We start from the raw sequence: 14,356 nt of genomic DNA, 5'->3' as shown, positions 1-14,356 counted from the left end.
GAGCGATTGTTGAGGGCTGTCGAATGGCTTGTGCCACCAGGCGGGCGGTCAAATTGCCGCGCCAGGCATTTTTCTGCTATCCATCGTCCCGATTTCCGCCTTCATGCGGGTATTGAGATGCCGGCTTGAAATCGCCGGTCTTCAAAAAATCGCAAGTCAGGAATTCGGTTTGATGCGTCTGCTGCAAAGACATCTCTGCATGATCGCCATGTCGGCGGCGATGGCAGCCAGCGCCCAGGCCGCGCCGTTGGTCGAACCCACGCTGCACATCAAGCCCGCGGCAAGTGGGGCCGGCCGCGTTGCACTCACGCTCGATGCCTGCGGCGGACAGACCGACACACGCATTCTCTCGGCGCTGGTGGAAAACAAGATCCCGGCCACCATTTTCGTCACCGGCATCTGGCTGAAGCGGAACGCCGCGGCCGTCGAGATCATGCGGGCGCATCCCGACCTTTTCGAACTGGAAAATCACGGCGGGCGCCATATTCCAGCAGTCGACACGCCGCAGAAGATCTATGGCATAAAGAGCGCCGGCAGCCCGGAGGCCGTGCTGGCCGAGGTTGAGTCGGGGGCCGCGGCGCTTGCCAGGACCGGTGAGCCGGCACCGAAATGGTTCCGCGGCGCAACCGCCGAATATAGCCCTTCGGCGATCGCGATGATCCGCAAGCTCGGTTTCAAGATCGCCGGCTTCTCGATCAATGGCGACGGCGGCTCACTGCTGGGCGCCAAGGAAACCACCAGGCGTATCGCTGCGGCCAAGGACGGTGACGTCATCATCGCCCACATAAACCAGCCGACCCACGCTGCCGGCGAGGGCGTGGTTCAGGGCCTGCTGGCGCTCAAGGACAAGGGCATGACCTTCGTGCGTCTCGACGATGCCGATGGCACCGGCAATCACGGCACCACCGACTAATCTCGAAGGGATGTGCTGGAACTGACGCCTGCTCAGCCCGGCTTGGCTTCGATGCTGACCTTGCTGGCGTAGAACGCGCCGTGGTCGCGGATTTCAGTCATTTCGTCGAAGGGCCGCTCGTAGGCCCACATCGCATTCTGGCCGGTTTCGCCGGCAGGCAGCACGCTCCAATAGCTGGCGTCGCCCTTATAGGGGCAATGGGTCGAGTGCTGCGTGCTGCTGAGCTTGTCGAAATCGATGTCGGCGAACGGAATGTAGAAGGCCGGGGAATAGGGAGCCTCCGTCAGCACCTTGGCCTTGCTGGATGACGCGATGACCGTATCGCCGACGCGCACAGTGACGGTGCCGATATAGGGCTCGATGGTGATGATCTTGTCGGGATTGCGCTGGAAGCCGGGTGCCGGGTTGGCGATCTTGTCCATGCTGGTTTCTCCTTACCTCGCCCCTAAGGTGTGGCGGGTAGGGCTGTTGCGCAAGGTCCGTTCACATCACGAAGACCGGCGCCGGTCGCCGAGGCGTGGCGCTACAGCGCTTTCGGGCGTCCGCCGAGGCTCAGGCGGCGGTCTTGAAGGCGTCCATCAGTCCGGCATAGGCGGCCGCGATGCCCGCCACCGGGTTGCTGCTCCTCGAAACGGTCTCGACTTTCAGCGAGCCGCCGCCGGTCGGCAATGTCAGCAGCAGGAATTGGCGATTGCCGCCAGCACCGACGGATGCGGCCGCGACGTGCTGGCCTTCTCCTTCGTTCTGGACGCACATCTTGAAAAGCAGCGTGCCGCCGACCGCTTCGAGCGCGCCGCCGACAACTTCAACAAATTCGTCTTCGGAAACAGTCTTTTCGTCCGGCCCCAGATCGGCCAGGCTTTCGGCAAGTGTGCTCTCAAGCACTTTGTCGTCGAGCTGCGTGTCCATGCGAACCTCTTTCAGTCGCCAATCGCACCCCTTTGCCCGTTAACGAAACTTAACGCGGACGATGGCCGGATTGTGGCGGATTTCCCGGTCATTTCGCAAGGCAATGCCGACACAATGGTGGTTTTGACCCTCCCGCCATCTCGGTGGCACGAGGGAGCAGCGGCCTGAAATCCAAAACATGCCGGAATTCAACCGCTTGCCGTTGCGGCACCGGCCTTGAAATTCGTGTCCCGCGCAAGCGGGTGACTGGACAATCCGCCGGTTCGCTTCACAATGCGCCAAAAGCCATGACGCAAAATGCGCGAGGGAGGAGGAACGGGATGCTGGGGCTGATGCAGGAATGGCCGCTGCTGTGCCACAAGCTTATCGACAACGCTGAACGGCAGCATGGGGTGCGCGAGATCGTGTCGCGCTCGATCGAGGGACCGATCGTGCGCACCACCTATGCCGACATCCACCGTCGTTCCCTCAAGGTCGCCCAGCGCCTGGAGCGGGACGGCTACGGGTTGGGCGACCGCATCGCCACGCTGGCCTGGAACACGGCGCGCCATATCGAGGCCTGGTACGGCATCATGGGCGTCGGCGCGATCTATCATACACTCAATCCGCGCCTGTTTCCTGAGCAGATCGTCTGGATCATGAACAATGCCGAGGACAAGGCCGTCTTCGTCGACCTCACCTTCGTACCGTTGCTCGAGAAGATCGCCGGTGCCGTCAAATCGCTGAAAAAGGTGATTGTGCTGACCGACAAGGCGCATATGCCGCAAACGACCTTGCCCAATGCCGTCGCCTATGAGGACTGGCTTGACGAAGTCGATGGCGATTTCGCCTGGAAGACCTTCGATGAAGGTACCGCCGCCGGCATGTGCTACACATCGGGCACCACAGGCGATCCCAAGGGCGTCGTCTACAGCCACCGCTCGAACGTGCTGCACGCCATGATCGCCGCCATGCCCGACGCGATGGGCCTGTCGTCGCGCGACACGATCCTGCCGGTGGTGCCGATGTTCCACGCCAATGCCTGGGGCCTTGGCCAGAGCGGCCCGATGATCGGCGCCAAGCTGGTCATGCCCGGCTGCAAGATGGACGGCGCCTCGATCTATGAATTGCTCGACACCGAGAAGGTGACCTTCAGCGCCGCCGTGCCGACGGTCTGGATGATGCTGCTGCAGTATCTGGAGGAGACCGGCAAGAAGCTGCCTTATCTGAACAAGGTCGTCATCGGCGGCTCGTCCTGCCCGCGCGCGATCATGACGAAATTCCAGGACAATTACGACGTCCAGGTCATCCATGCCTGGGGCATGACCGAAATGTCGCCGCTCGGCACGCTGTGCACCTTGAAGCCCGAATATGACGATCTCCAGGGCGAGGCCCGGCTCGATGTCAAGCAGAAGCAGGGCTACCCGCCCTTCGGCGTCGAAATGAAGGTGACCGATGACGAGAACAATGCGCAACCCTGGGATGGCAAGACCTTTGGCCGCCTGAAGGTGCGCGGCCCGGCCGTCGCCCGCGCCTATTATGGTGGCGTCGGCGCGGAGCAATTCGACGAGGATGGCTGGTTCGACACCGGAGACGTCGCCCATATCGATGCCGGCGGCTACATGCAGATCACCGATCGGGCCAAGGACGTCATCAAGTCCGGCGGCGAATGGATTTCGACCATCGACCTTGAGAATCTGGCCGTCGGCCATCCGGACGTGGCGGAAGCAGCGGCCATCGGCGTCCATCATTCGAAATGGGGCGAGCGGCCCTTGCTGGTCGTCGTTGCCAAGCCGGGCAAGGAGCCGACCAAGGCGGACATTCTCGGCTTCATGAACGGCAAGGTGGCCAAGTGGTGGATGCCCGACGATGTCGCTTTCGTCGGCGAAATACCGCATACCGCCACCGGCAAGATCCAGAAGATCACCTTGCGCCAGCAGTTCAGGGACTACCGCTTGCCGACGGATTGACGGGATGTTGCGTGTTTCGGCTTCAAGCCGCCGCGAAAATTCACTAAACCTCCGTCCGGGTTGGGGCAACGCAGAGAACAATGGCTAGCATTCCCGAACGGCGAACGTCGAAGGCTGCCGGCTGGTCGCGGCGCACCGGCGCATTTTCAGCGGTGCTTTTGCTGACCGACTTCGTCGGCCACCGCTTCGATCTTATCGAAACGCCGGTGTTCCTGTGGGTGCTGGGCATTGTCGCGCTGCTGGCGGCGCTGGCCCTGCTGTTTGCCGCCTTTGCCTTTTCGAGGCTATGGAAATTTGGTGACCGCGGTGGCCGCGACCTGACAGTCGGCGCCTTGCTGGCACTGCTGGTGCTGGTCCCCTACGGCGTCGCCGCCTACTGGGCGACGATCTATCCGCCGCTCCGGGACATCACGACCGATTTCGACGATCCGCCCGCGCTCGACGTCAGCGACCGGACGAAGAACATGAACGTGCTTGTCCCATCGACGCCGGGCGAACAGCGGCTGCAGGCCGACAGCTATCCGCTGGTCACCGCGCGCAGCTACGACCTGCCATTCGAAACCATCGTCAATGCCGTCGAAACCGTGCTCGACCGGCGCAGTTGGGAGCTTTCCGAACCCTATCCCGACCTTGCCGGGCAAAGCGATGTGACCATCACCGCCGTCGCCAAGGGCTTCGTGCTCGGCCTTCCGGCCGATGTCGCGATCCGCGTGACGGACGACGGCGATACGGTGATCGTCGACATGCGCTCTGCTTCGCGCTACGGCCGCTACGACCTTGGCGACAATGCCCAGCGCATCACCGATTTCCTGGCGGAACTGGATCAGGAGGTCGCCGGCCAGGTCGGGGCGGCGCCTGCCGAGTGAAGTCCAGAACGTCTTGAGGCCAGGCGGATTTTCGCCGTGCCGCACAAATGTGGCTTCAGTCTGCGAGCGGACTATTCGGCCGGCTCGAACCTGCCTTGCAGCAAGATCGTCGCGACCGGACCAAGCGGATTGGCGATCCGGCTCTCGAGGACCTCGATAAGTTTGTGCCCGACATCTGCCATGTCCACGGAATGAACGCCGATGTTCGCCGGCAGGAAACGCGCCAGACGCGTATTGTCACGGGTGACGATGTGAACGTCGCGGCCCGGCACCAGACCCCGTCTGCCGAGAGCGTGCAACGCGCCCAGAAGGCCCAGTTCGTTGGCGCATGCCAGGCCAGTGGGAGGATCTGACGACGCCAGCAGGCGATCGAACCAGGCCGCGCTCGATTCCATTGTGAACGTGCCGTCACCGATCAGCGATTGGTCGATCGGGATACCGGCCTCGGCCATCGCCCTTCTATAGCCGGCGAGACGCGTGGCGCTCGCCTGATCCTTCTGCACGAGAAGTTGTAGAGCGATGCGTCGACAGCCCTTGTCCATGAGCCGCCGGGTCGCCTCATAGGCGATCTGTTCATTGTCGATATCGACATAGGGATAGGCGATGTCCAGGTCGGTTCTTCCAAACGCGACGAACGGTATGCCCTGATCCAGCAGCAGCTTGACGCGCGGATCGCCCGAGACCATGCGCGTGATGATCAGGCCGTCCGCGCTGTGCGCCTGAAGCAGGCGCTGCACGCTTTCGACGGGATCGTCGTCGGGCGTGGTGGAATAGATGGACAGACTATAGCCCGCTTGCCGCGCCGCCAGCGTCAGTCCTTCGATCAAAGGAAGCTTCGCCAGATCCGACAGGTAGTCGCGTGTTTCCATCGGCAGCACCGCCGTCAGCGTCAGGGTCTGTCCGGTTTTCAGCGCGCGGCCGTGATGGTTCGGGACATAGCCGACCCGCTTCGCCACCTCCTTGACGCGCGCCACGGTCGAGGGATGCACCTCCGGCCCGTCCTTCAACGCGCGTGATACCGTGGTCACCGAAAGGGAAAGTTCCGCCGCGATCTGTTTTAGATTGGCCATGTCGCCCGACTTCATTTGCGAAAGCGCCGGCTGATTTGCTTGGCATCGTAACGTTACCGGATTCGACCCGGGGGTCAAATCCGGGCTCGCCGAAACTGACCGAGTCCGCCTAGAAGCAGCTTGACTCTGAGGCGTTTCGCGGTAATCGTAACGTTACGATTTCAAAAAAAGCCCACATAAGGCGATATTTCGACGAATCCTGGAGGAGAACACATGTCCCGGTTATTACGCATTTCGTTGGCGGCGATCGCAGTCTCGGCCGCCGTGCCCGTCTATGCCCAATCAGTCACCATCACGACCGCGGGCGGCGATTATGGCAACGCTATGAAGGAGGCGATGTGGGCGCCCGCCGCAAAGGAACTTGGCTATGATGTTCGCGAGGAGACGCAGAGCGATGGCCTTGCCGCGTTGAAGATGCAGGTCACCGCGGGTGCGGTCACCACCGACATCATCCACCTCGGCTCGCCGGAAGGCGCGCAGGCGGCCGCGCAGTCGCTGCTGGAGCCGCTTGACTACAAGATCATCGATCCCAAGTCCGTGCCGGCCGGCGCAAAGTCCGACTACTGCTATCCGTTCGACTCTTATGGCACCGTCATGTCGTGGAGCACCAAGACCTATGGCGAGAATCCGCCAAAGACCTGGGCGGAGTTCTGGGACGTTGCCAAATTCCCGGGCCGTCGCGCGCTGCGCGCCAATGCGCAGGACCTGATCGAGATCGCGCTTCTCTCCGACGGCGTGGCGCCGGCGGACGTCTATCCCACGCTCAGCACACCTGAGGGCCTGGCGCGCGCCATCAAGCGGCTTGAAGCGATCAAACCGAATGTCTCCGTGTGGTGGACCTCCGGAGCGCAGTCGGCGCAATTGCTGAAGGACGGCGAGGCGGATCTGGTCGTTACCTGGAATGGGCGAGCCCAGACGGTGAAGGCGGATGGCGGGTCGGTTGACTACACATTCAAAGGTTCCGTCATCGGCACGGACTGCCTTGGGGTGCCGAAGGGGGCGCCGAACAAGGAAGCGGCCATGAAGCTCATCGCGGCGATGACGCAGCCCGCACGGGTGGCGAAGCTGACCGACTTCATCGCCTATGGTCCGGTCAATCCTGCCGGCTATGAGGGTGGTCTCATCCCCGAAGATCGCCTGAAAACCCTGGCGACGGCGCCTGAAAACGCCGGCACCTCGGTGTTTTCGAACGCTGACTGGTGGGTCAAGAACGGCGAGGCCGCTCAAAAAGCCTTTGATGAAATGATGAGTCGCTGAGTCTATGGTGCATCAGCTCTAGACGTTCGAGCCCATCATGAAGTCGCTCCCGATCACCATCGACAGCGTGCGCAAGACCTATGGATCTTACGTCGCGCTGGACGATGTATCGCTCGACATTCGGGCTGGCGAATTCTTGACGCTGCTGGGGCCGTCCGGATCTGGCAAGACCACTTTGCTCATGGCTCTGGCCGGGTTTGTCCGGCCCGATTCCGGCAAGCTTCTGTTGGGGGATCGGGACATCACCCGCCTGGCCCCCAACAAGCGCGACATCGGCATCGTATTCCAGAACTATGCCCTGTTTCCCCACATGAACGTCCTGGCGAATGTCGAGTATCCGTTGGCGCTGCGTAAGACGCCGAAAGCGGAGGCTCGGCAGCGGGCGCTTGACACCTTGGCCCGCGTGAAGCTGGAAGGTCTGTCGGAGCGCAACATTGCCGCGCTGTCCGGCGGCCAGCGCCAGCGGGTGGCGCTGGCGCGGGCCATCGTCTTCGAACCACGCGTGATGTTGATGGACGAGCCGCTGTCGGCGCTCGACAGGAATCTGCGCGAAACCATGCAGTACGAGATTAGGCGTCTGCACGATGATCTGGGGATAACCACGATCTATGTGACGCATGACCAGCGCGAGGCGCTGACCATGTCCGACCGGGTTGCGGTGATGAATTCCGGCCGCATCCAGCAGATCGATACGCCGCAGCGAATCTATGATCGTCCGTCGACCCGCTTCGTCGCGCAGTTCATGGGCGAGGCCAACATTCTGGCCCCGGGCTCAGTGCGCACAATCGACGGCGGCGATGCATCACACGAGACCCTGATGATCCGCGCAGAAAGCTTCCACCTGGATGCCAGGCTCGCTGGGCCAGACGCAGTGGCGCTCGAAGGAATGCTGCGCGCCAAGGCGTTTCGCGGCGAGAACTGGCTTTTGACGTTGGCACCTGACGGTGGGCAGGAGGTTCTTGTCTGCATTCCGTCGGCACTTGCCGGCGGCTGCGCCGAGCTTGCCACCGGTCAGCGGGTGACCGTGTTTGCATCGGCAGCGAAAGCTCACGCCATACCGGGAGCGATAGCGTGACCATTGCCGCCGATCCTGCGCTCGCCGCCGATGCGCGAAGCGAACGGCGGTTCTTCCTTGCGCTTTCGCTACCGGCGCTTCTCATCGTCGGACTGGCGGCGATACTGCCCATCCTCTGGATTATCCGGCAATCCTTCCTGACCACAGGGGGCGAGTACACTGTCGGCAATTACGAGAAGGTGCTTTCGAGTGGACTGACATGGTCGGCACTCATAACAACCGTTGATCTGTCCCTGGGGACGCTGGCGTTCTGCATCCTTCTAGGCACCCCCCTGGCGCTCGCTCTGGCCAGCGTCAGGCCAAGGGTGGCCAATTTGCTGATGGCCTTCGTCATGCTGCCGTTGTGGACCTCCATTCTGGTGCGCACCTATGGCTGGCTGGTGCTGTTGCGGCGCGATGGCCTGATCAACGCGGCTTTGACGGGCTCGGGCCTGACAGCGGAGCCATTGCCGCTGGTCTACAACTTCACGGGAACGCTGATCGGCATGGTCCACTACATGCTGCCGCTCTTTCTGCTGCCTGTTTATGCCGCGATGCGCGATATCGACGCAAACCTCGTTCGCGCATCGGCGAGCATGGGAGCGACGCTCGGGCAGGTGATCCGCACCGTCATTCTGCCCCTTTCGGCTGGCGGCATCGTCTCGGGTTCGATGATCGTTTTCATCTACACCATAGGTTTTTTCATCACGCCGGCGGTGCTGGGCGGCGGCAAGGTAAATCCTCTTTCCATCCGGATCGAGCGCACGCTGTCGACCTTTCAGGACTGGGGTTCGGCGAGCGTCCTGGGCATTCTGCTGCTCGTTCTCATGGCGCTCGTCGGTGTGATGTTCCTGGTGGCGCGGCGACTGGTGGCGCGCAACAAAGTCGGTGCGGCTCATGCTTGAAGCCTATCCCGACAACAGGCTGGCCCGCATCTTCCTGTGGGGCTTTTCCGCGCTCGCAATGGCTTTCTTGATGCTGCCGACGCTGGTGGTCGTGCCACTCTCCTTTTCGGCGTCCGATCTTCTTGAGTTTCCGCCGCGCGCATACTCGTTGCGCTGGTACGAGAATTTCTTCGGTTCGGCGACATGGATGGCCGGACTGAGGACGAGCCTGATCCTTGGGACGTTGACGGCGATGGTCGCGGTGCCTCTAGGGCTGCTGGCCTGCATCTCGATCAACCGGCTCGGCGGAAAGACCGCCTCAGCCATTCAAGGTGTTCTGCTCGCGCCCTCCATCGTGCCGGGAATCCTGCTTGCGATCGGCCTCTTCTTCGTGCTGGCGGCGCAAGGCCTGGTCGGAACGCTGTTCGGCGTGCTGGTCGGACATGTGGTGCTGGCCATTCCGGTGGCGTGCATTGTGCTGTTGCCTGCCGTGGCCCGCTTTGACTGGAACCAGGTCCAGGCGGCGCGCAGCCTTGGCGCGGACTGGGCGAGGGCCATCGGCGGAATAATCGTTCCGCAACTTCAAATCAGCCTGTTGTCGGCGACACTGATGGCCTTCCTGACGTCACTCGACGAGTCCGTCATTTCGATCTTCGTCGCCAGTGGTCGCAACAGCACCCTGCCGAAGCTCATGTTCCTGTCGCTACGCGATCAGATCGATCCGACCATCGCGGCGATCTCGACATTGTGGACCGCCATCGTCGTTGTCGTCGTCCTGATCGTGACCCTTCGCCAAAAATCCTGACCGAGACTGGAAACATGCCTGCCCATCATCACGCAACCGCCGAAATGACGGATCAACCCACGGACATACCCCAGGTGGGGTTGGCGATCATCACCGGGTCGGCAAACTGGGGGCTTGCCTTCCCGGAAGATGTCCAGGTCGATGGCGTGCGCACCTTGCAGCGCGACATGAGTTTTGAAACGCCTTTCGGCTGCACCGACAACTGGAAGCTGCTCGAGTTCGATGCGTCGATTACCGCCGAAGGCAAAACGAAACGCGCCTTGTGCATGTATTCCCACGGCAATCCCCGCGACCATATCGATCATTCCTGCCATCGCCGCGCGTTCTGGGTGTTGATGCGCGCGGGTGTCCGACAGGTCCTATCCTGCTCGACCATTGGCGCCGTAAACAAGGCCATCAAGCCCGGTGACATGGTGGTGAACGCCGATATCATCGAACTGACGCAGACACCGTTTTCGCTGCTTCCTGGCCGCCAGAGCTTCGACTGCTCGGGCAAGCAGATCGTATGTCCAAGATGCGCGGCGGTTCTGGTCGAAACCGCCCGCCGTCATTGGCCAGCCGAATGCCGTGTTCATGGCATCGAACAGCAGTTGGTCGCCGCCCACTGTTACGGGCCGCGGCTGACCACCCCGGCCGAGGCCCTGGCGTTTCGCAGCATGGGGGCGGATGTGCTCAACCATTCGATCGCCCCCGAAGCCACCTTGTCGCGGGAGATCGGCGCGTGTTTCGTGCCTTTGGCGTTCGTGACGGCAGGCTTCAACGACTATATGGACCGCAATCGCCAGCAACTGCTGCACGAAGACGTGTTGCCGAACCTGTCCATGACAGCCTCGCGGGTCGCGCTGGAAACCGCCGCACGACTCCCGGCCAATCCGGAATGCTCTTGCCAGGGGTTGAAGTCGCCTCAGCCAGAAGAACGGTCCAGCCGGTTCTGAGGCAGGGCAGTGCAAGGTCGTGGCGAGGCTTGGATTAGCCAGCCGGCATGAAAATACCGTCGATGGCAGGGGCGGCTTCCGTCGACACCATGCCGCGCGCCACCAGGTCCTCGAGATGCGCAAGCACCGACAGTCCGGCGGCGCCATGCAGCCGGGGATCGGTGTCGCGATAGATCGCCTTGACCATGTCGGGAATCGTCCGGTCGCCGGCTCTGACCCGCTCCAATATGGCCCGCTCGCGCATCTTGCGATGCGTCTTCAGCCCGCGCATGAAAGCGCGCGGCTTCGTCACCGGCCCGCCATGGCCAGGCAGCAGCAGGCGGTCGTCGCGCTCGATCAGCCTGTCTAGCGATGCCATGTAATCGGCCATCGCCCCGTCCGGCGGCGCGACGATGGATGTCGCCCACGCCATCACATGATCTGCCGAAAACAGGATGCCGGTTCCTTCCAGCGCGAACACCGCGTGATTGGCGGTGTGGCCGGGGGTCAGAACCGTGCGGATCGTCCAACCATCGCCGGCGACCAAGGCATCGTCCGGCAGCGCGACGTCGGGAACGAAGGCGGTGTCGGCGCTGGCGTCGAGCGCATTGGTCTCGCCAATACGCAATGGCCTTGCCGGCCGGTGTGGCCCCTCCGCCATCACCAAAGCGCCGGTGCGCTCCTTCAGCCGGGCCGCCAGCGGGGAATGGTCGCGATGCGTGTGGCTGACGAAGATATGGCTGACCGGCCTGCCGGCGATGATTTCGAGCAAGGTTTGAAGATGCGTCTCGTCGTCCGGCCCGGGATCGATCACCGCCAGCGTGTCGCGCCCGACGACATAGCTGTTGGTGCCATGAAAAGTGAAGGGGCTGGGATTTCGGACCGTGACGCGCTGGACGTCCGGCGCCACGTTCACGCCCTGGCCGTAGTGCGGATCGAAGCTGGTATCGAATTTGAGAGCCATATCGGCACATTGTTCCCGCAACGGCAAAACCGATTGCCGCATAGCACGCAAGCCAATATAGGAAAACGCTGAGACCGCGATTATTGGATCGCGACAGACCGGATTGGGGAAGACCATGGCAACTGCAACGACGATGCGCCCGCTTGTTTCTCTGGCTTTGCCGCAAGAAGGCGCGGCGCGACTGGCAACGCAGCTTTTCCTGGCGATCGCGGGAACGCTGCTTTTGACCCTATCGGCCAAGACCAAGGTTGTGCTGGGGCCCGTCGACATCTCGATGCAGACGCTCGCCGTCCTCCTGATCGCCGCCGCCTTCGGCATGCGGCTCGGCGTCGCCACGCTGCTGCTCTATATGGCGGAAGGCGCGATGGGCTTCCCCGTCTTCCAGGGCACGCCGGAGAAGGGCATTGGCCTTGCCTACATGGTTGGCCCGACGGGTGGCTATCTCGCGGGTTTCGTGGTCATGGCGGCGATTGTCGGCTGGGCCGCCGATCGCGGCTGGGATCGCCACCCGATCAAGCTTTTCAACGCGATGCTGGTTGCCGAAGTGGTGATGATGGCGATGGGCTTTGCCTGGCTGGCGCTGCTCATCGGTCCGGAAAAGTCCTGGCAGTTCGGCGTCGTGCCGTTCATCGTCGGCGACCTGATCAAGGTTGCGCTGGCGGGCAGCCTTGTGCCGGCCGTGTGGTCGCTGCTGAAGCGCTCCTGAGGTCTGTAGGAAGCTTGGCGTGCCATAGACGTCAGGGGTCCATTCTCGAGGGCGGGCGCTTCCGATGAAGGTTCTGGTCACCGGCGCCGCCGGCTTCATAGGCTATCATGTCGCCAGGCGGCTCCTGCAGCGTGGCGACGAGGTTGTCGGCATCGACAGCGTCAACGATTACTACGATCCGGCGCTCAAGCAGGCGCGGCTGCGGCTGCTGGTCGAGGCAAGCCGAAGCACCAATTCCGGCTATCATTTCATCCACGGCAATCTTGCCGACAGGGGCATCGTGGACGGCTGCTTTGCCGACCACGCCTTCGACCGCGTGATCCACCTCGCTGCCCAGGCCGGGGTGCGCTACAGCCTGGAAAACCCGCGCGCCTATGTCGAAAGCAACATCGTCGCTTTCACCAACATGCTGGAGGCCTGCCGCAATGGCGGCATAGCGCACCTGACCTATGCCAGCACCTCGAGCGTCTACGGCGCCAACACCGACATGCCGTTTTCCGAGCACCGCCCGGCCGATCATCCGCTGCAGTTCTACGCCGCGACCAAGCGCGCCAACGAACTGATGGCACACAGCTACAGCCATCTGTTCGGACTGCCGACCACGGGGCTGCGTTTCTTCACGGTGTACGGCCCCTGGGGGCGTCCCGACATGGCGCTGTTCCTGTTCACCAGGAGCATCCTGGCCGGCGAGCCGATCAAGCTGTTCAACAACGGCAACCACACGCGCGACTTCACCTATATCGATGACATCGCCGAAGGCGTGATCCGAGCCAGCGACAGTCCTGCCGCCGGCAACCCTGCCTGGGATTCCGGCCATCCGGACCCGGCAACGAGCATCGCGCCTTGGCGCATCTTCAACATCGGCAACAACAATCCGGTGAAGCTGACCGCCTATGTCGAGGCGCTGGAAAACGCGCTCGGCCGCAAGGCCATCATCGAGCTCTTGCCGCTGCAGGCCGGCGACGTGCCGGACACCTTCGCCGACACCTCGGCGCTGCAAGACGCCGTCGGCTATCGCCCCGGCACGTCCGTGTCCGACGGGGTAGGGCGGTTCGTTGAGTGGTACCAGGCGTATTTTGGTAACGACTCTAGGATATAAGCCGGCGCTGGCAGCAGCTTTTTCCGGGTGTAGTATGGCTACCACTGCTGCCGAGGGGATTTGGGCATGTCGGGGAGAGCTTCTTGAAAGGAATTATCCTTGCGGGAGGTAGTGGAACACGCCTTTATCCGCTGACGCTGGCAGTCTCTAAGCAAATTCTTCCGGTATATGACAAGCCGATGATCTATTATCCGCTGAGCGTACTGATGCTCGCGGAAATTCGCGAGATCCTGGTTATTTCGACACCGCGAGATCTGCCCGTTTTCCGTGAATTGCTCGGCGACGGATCGGATTTTGGGCTGGATATCTCCTATGCGGAGCAGCCGCACCCCAATGGGCTTGCCGAAGCTTTCATCATCGGCCGCGACTTCATCGGCAAGGACAGCGTGTCGATGATCCTGGGCGACAACATCTATTTTGGCGACGGGCTGTCACAGCTTTGCCGCACCGCCGCTGCGCGCGACACCGGCGCTTCGGTGTTCGCCTACCGCGTCGATGATCCTGAACGGTATGGTGTCGTATCCTTCGACAAGGCCACCGGAACCGCGCTCACCATCGAGGAAAAGCCGCAAAAGCCGAGATCCAACTGGGCCGTCACAGGGCTGTATTTCTACGACAACACCGTCGTCGACATCGCTTCGTCCATTCAACCTTCCGCCCGCGGCGAGCTCGAGATCACGGCGGTCAACAACGCCTATCTTGATCGCGGCCTGCTGCATGTGCACCGGCTGGGGCGCGGCTATGCCTGGCTCGACACAGGAACCCATGACAGTCTGAACGACGCGTCTTCCTTCGTGCGCACGATCGAACATCGGCAAGGCATCAAGGTCGCTTGCCCTGAGGAGATCGCCTTCGAGCAGGGTTGGCTGACGGCAGAGCAAGTGCTGCAGCGCGCAACCCGGTTGGGCAAAAATGAATATGCCGCCTATCTGCGCCGGCGCGTCGCCGATCTGTCGGAGGGCTGAG

15 protein-coding genes are annotated in these 14,356 nt (G+C 62.3%); 11 read left to right on the top strand and 4 right to left on the bottom strand.

Features of this window, described 5'->3' with window-relative positions; all coding sequences use genetic code 11:
- The first annotated feature begins 172 nt into the window (after window positions 1–172).
- Window positions 173–913, top strand: coding sequence for a polysaccharide deacetylase family protein (locus tag CKW40_RS03965; protein ID WP_095199125.1), 741 nt, complete (start codon window positions 173–175; stop codon window positions 911–913).
- A gap of 32 nt (window positions 914–945) precedes the next feature.
- On the opposite strand, the gene CKW40_RS03960 is transcribed toward CKW40_RS03965, so the two are convergent.
- Window positions 946–1,335 (bottom strand): DUF427 domain-containing protein, encoded by a 390-nt coding sequence (locus CKW40_RS03960; RefSeq protein WP_095198637.1) that lies wholly within the window; start codon window positions 1,333–1,335, stop codon window positions 946–948.
- Window positions 1,336–1,465: 130 nt separating this feature from the next.
- A complete protein-coding gene (locus tag CKW40_RS03955) occupies window positions 1,466–1,822 on the bottom strand; it encodes a hypothetical protein (RefSeq protein WP_095198636.1) in 357 nt (118 codons plus the stop codon).
- Window positions 1,823–2,142: 320 nt separating this feature from the next.
- Between CKW40_RS03955 and CKW40_RS03950 the strand changes: the two genes are divergently transcribed.
- Together CKW40_RS03950 and CKW40_RS03945 are read left to right on the top strand one after the other, a co-directional pair.
- Window positions 2,143–3,771, top strand: a complete 1,629-nt coding sequence (locus CKW40_RS03950; protein WP_095198635.1) for a fatty-acid--CoA ligase — start codon at window positions 2,143–2,145, stop codon at window positions 3,769–3,771.
- Between the two features lie 80 nt (window positions 3,772–3,851).
- Complete coding sequence (locus CKW40_RS03945; protein WP_095198634.1) at window positions 3,852–4,637, top strand: DUF1499 domain-containing protein; 786 nt, start codon at window positions 3,852–3,854, stop codon at window positions 4,635–4,637.
- A gap of 71 nt (window positions 4,638–4,708) precedes the next feature.
- Here the strand turns inward: CKW40_RS03945 and CKW40_RS03940 are convergent, their stop codons facing one another.
- On the bottom strand, window positions 4,709–5,707 hold the full coding sequence (locus tag CKW40_RS03940) for a LacI family DNA-binding transcriptional regulator (RefSeq protein WP_095199124.1): 999 nt from the start codon (window positions 5,705–5,707) through the stop codon (window positions 4,709–4,711).
- Between the two features lie 213 nt (window positions 5,708–5,920).
- Here CKW40_RS03940 and CKW40_RS03935 point away from each other — a divergent pair, with 213 nt between their 5' ends.
- The 5 genes from CKW40_RS03935 to CKW40_RS03915 are packed head-to-tail and all read left to right on the top strand — an operon-like array spanning window position 5,921 to window position 10,642.
- Complete coding sequence (locus CKW40_RS03935; RefSeq protein ID WP_095198633.1) at window positions 5,921–6,964, top strand: ABC transporter substrate-binding protein; 1,044 nt, start codon at window positions 5,921–5,923, stop codon at window positions 6,962–6,964.
- Between the two features lie 37 nt (window positions 6,965–7,001).
- Window positions 7,002–8,039: an ABC transporter ATP-binding protein gene (locus tag CKW40_RS03930; protein ID WP_095198632.1), complete on the top strand. Its 1,038-nt coding sequence runs from the start codon at window positions 7,002–7,004 to the stop codon at window positions 8,037–8,039.
- Window positions 8,036–8,923, top strand: a complete 888-nt coding sequence (locus tag CKW40_RS03925; RefSeq protein WP_095198631.1) for an ABC transporter permease — start codon at window positions 8,036–8,038, stop codon at window positions 8,921–8,923. The genes CKW40_RS03930 and CKW40_RS03925 overlap by 4 nt, the downstream gene beginning before the upstream one ends.
- Window positions 8,916–9,707 (top strand): ABC transporter permease, encoded by a 792-nt coding sequence (locus CKW40_RS03920; RefSeq protein WP_095198630.1) that lies wholly within the window; start codon window positions 8,916–8,918, stop codon window positions 9,705–9,707. Before CKW40_RS03925 ends, CKW40_RS03920 begins: the two co-directional genes overlap by 8 nt.
- 14 nt (window positions 9,708–9,721) lie before the next feature.
- Window positions 9,722–10,642, top strand: coding sequence for a phosphorylase family protein (locus CKW40_RS03915; protein WP_095198629.1), 921 nt, complete (start codon window positions 9,722–9,724; stop codon window positions 10,640–10,642).
- 34 nt (window positions 10,643–10,676) lie between these two features.
- Here the strand turns inward: CKW40_RS03915 and CKW40_RS03910 are convergent, their stop codons facing one another.
- On the bottom strand, window positions 10,677–11,585 hold the full coding sequence (locus CKW40_RS03910) for an MBL fold metallo-hydrolase (protein ID WP_095198628.1): 909 nt from the start codon (window positions 11,583–11,585) through the stop codon (window positions 10,677–10,679).
- A 115-nt stretch (window positions 11,586–11,700) separates the two neighbouring features.
- Between CKW40_RS03910 and CKW40_RS03905 the strand changes: the two genes are divergently transcribed.
- The 3 genes from CKW40_RS03905 to rfbA all read left to right on the top strand — a co-directional run bounded on the left by CKW40_RS03905 (window position 11,701) and on the right by rfbA (window position 14,355).
- A complete protein-coding gene (locus CKW40_RS03905) occupies window positions 11,701–12,291 on the top strand; it encodes a biotin transporter BioY (RefSeq protein WP_095198627.1) in 591 nt (196 codons plus the stop codon).
- A gap of 64 nt (window positions 12,292–12,355) precedes the next feature.
- Window positions 12,356–13,390, top strand: coding sequence for an NAD-dependent epimerase (locus CKW40_RS03900; RefSeq protein ID WP_095198626.1), 1,035 nt, complete (start codon window positions 12,356–12,358; stop codon window positions 13,388–13,390).
- Between the two features lie 83 nt (window positions 13,391–13,473).
- Window positions 13,474–14,355, top strand: coding sequence for a glucose-1-phosphate thymidylyltransferase RfbA (rfbA, locus tag CKW40_RS03895; protein WP_095198625.1), 882 nt, complete (start codon window positions 13,474–13,476; stop codon window positions 14,353–14,355).
- The last annotated feature ends 1 nt before the right edge of the window (window position 14,356 follow it).

It is taken from the genome of Mesorhizobium carmichaelinearum, assembly GCF_900199455.1.
Classification (GTDB): domain Bacteria; phylum Pseudomonadota; class Alphaproteobacteria; order Rhizobiales; family Rhizobiaceae; genus Mesorhizobium; species Mesorhizobium carmichaelinearum.
The sequence above is the reverse complement of the archived record's forward strand: the minus strand, read 5'-3'. Positions and strand labels throughout refer to the sequence as shown.

Bases quoted from the DNA above. Each gene is read 5' to 3' on its own strand.
- CKW40_RS03965 (WP_095199125.1), top strand. From the start codon at position 173: ATGCGTCTGCTGCAAAGACATCTCTGCATGATCGCCATGTCGGCGGCG.
- CKW40_RS03960 (WP_095198637.1), bottom strand. From the start codon at position 1,335: ATGGACAAGATCGCCAACCCGGCACCCGGCTTCCAGCGCAATCCCGAC.
- CKW40_RS03955 (WP_095198636.1), bottom strand. From the start codon at position 1,822: ATGGACACGCAGCTCGACGACAAAGTGCTTGAGAGCACACTTGCCGAA.
- CKW40_RS03950 (WP_095198635.1), top strand. From the start codon at position 2,143: ATGCTGGGGCTGATGCAGGAATGGCCGCTGCTGTGCCACAAGCTTATC.
- CKW40_RS03945 (WP_095198634.1), top strand. From the start codon at position 3,852: ATGGCTAGCATTCCCGAACGGCGAACGTCGAAGGCTGCCGGCTGGTCG.
- CKW40_RS03940 (WP_095199124.1), bottom strand. From the start codon at position 5,707: ATGGCCAATCTAAAACAGATCGCGGCGGAACTTTCCCTTTCGGTGACC.
- CKW40_RS03935 (WP_095198633.1), top strand. From the start codon at position 5,921: ATGTCCCGGTTATTACGCATTTCGTTGGCGGCGATCGCAGTCTCGGCC.
- CKW40_RS03930 (WP_095198632.1), top strand. From the start codon at position 7,002: ATGAAGTCGCTCCCGATCACCATCGACAGCGTGCGCAAGACCTATGGA.
- CKW40_RS03920 (WP_095198630.1), top strand. From the start codon at position 8,916: ATGCTTGAAGCCTATCCCGACAACAGGCTGGCCCGCATCTTCCTGTGG.
- CKW40_RS03915 (WP_095198629.1), top strand. From the start codon at position 9,722: ATGCCTGCCCATCATCACGCAACCGCCGAAATGACGGATCAACCCACG.
- CKW40_RS03910 (WP_095198628.1), bottom strand. From the start codon at position 11,585: ATGGCTCTCAAATTCGATACCAGCTTCGATCCGCACTACGGCCAGGGC.
- CKW40_RS03905 (WP_095198627.1), top strand. From the start codon at position 11,701: ATGGCAACTGCAACGACGATGCGCCCGCTTGTTTCTCTGGCTTTGCCG.
- CKW40_RS03900 (WP_095198626.1), top strand. From the start codon at position 12,356: ATGAAGGTTCTGGTCACCGGCGCCGCCGGCTTCATAGGCTATCATGTC.